1 protein-coding gene is annotated in these 1,088 nt (G+C 73.6%); it reads right to left on the bottom strand.

Annotated elements, in window-relative coordinates; translation table 11 throughout:
• Window positions 1-1,018 (bottom strand): hypothetical protein (locus GRC12_RS44600; RefSeq protein WP_208786117.1); only part of this gene is annotated, 1,018 nt, incomplete at its 3' end.
• Window positions 1,019-1,088 lie beyond the last annotated feature (70 nt).

Raw genomic sequence — 1,088 nt, 5'->3', positions numbered from 1 at the left:
GGCCGGGGGGAGGGGCGGCCACACGACGAGGCCCGTACCGGCGGCGGTGCGTCGCCGGGACGACCCTCGGCCGTCCGTACGGTCCGGGGCCGGTCACGCCCGTCGGGACCGCCGCCACCGAGCGCACGGCGGCCGCCGAGACCGGCGCCACTCCGGGAGCACCCGACCGTACGGCCTGGTGGTACCGGCGGTCCATGGTCCGGGCTCGCCGCAGCACCGCACGGCGCCTGCGCGGGTCGGACAGGACCGCCGCCGTCTGGCCGGCCAGGGTGCGGGCGGCCGAGCGCGCCGTGACCGGACGGCCCCGGGCCACCTGCCGGGCCAGGCTGCCGGCGGTGCGTACGGCGATGGTGGGGAGCGCCCGGACCAGCGGCCGTGTCGCGGGATTGCGGCGCAGGGTGCGGGTCACGCCCGCGAGGCCACGGACCAGTTGCGGGGCGTGGCGGATGACGGCCGGCGCGGCCCGGCGCACCAGGCCCACGGCGATGGGCGCCAGTGCGCCGATGAACGCCTCGGCCTCCTCCTCGGACTCCGCCTCGGCGGCGGCATGTCCCAGGTGCTCCATCAGGGCGTCCGGGTAAATTCGCCGAAGGGGATTGGTCATCCCCTCGGACTCGTACTCGAACTCGCCCTCCTCCTCGTATTCGTGGAGGAACTCCTCCTCGAACTCCCTGTGGTGCAGGCCCTCTTCCTCGTACTCCTCCTCGAACTCGCCCTCCGTTTCGAAGAGATACTCCTGCTCCGATCCCCCGCCGCTCAGGGCACCGAGTGCCGAGCGCGCCGCCCGGCCGGCCAGTCCCGCGAGGGAGGACAGGAACTCCTCGCCTTCGAACTCGCCCGCGAACTCGCTCTCGCCCTCGTACTCGTACTCGTTTTCGTACTCGTTCTCGTACTCGTTCTCGTATTCGTTCTGCAGGGCGCCTTCGCCCTCGTAGAGGTTCTCCCACTCCCCCTCCAGCTCGGGGAGCGGCGCCGCGCCGGACGTCCTGGGACCGGCACCGTTGGTGGTCGTGCTCATGGCCGCAGTCCTTCCTGTGGCTCAGCGCGGGGCCGAGTAGCCGGGGCGGCGGGGCCGCGCACCCGCGTAG

The sequence above is a fragment of the Streptomyces griseorubiginosus genome, from assembly GCF_017614965.1.
Lineage (GTDB): Bacteria > Actinomycetota > Actinomycetes > Streptomycetales > Streptomycetaceae > Streptomyces > Streptomyces griseorubiginosus_B.
Note: the sequence above shows the minus strand (reverse complement) of the source record. Positions and strands in the feature narration are given on the sequence as shown.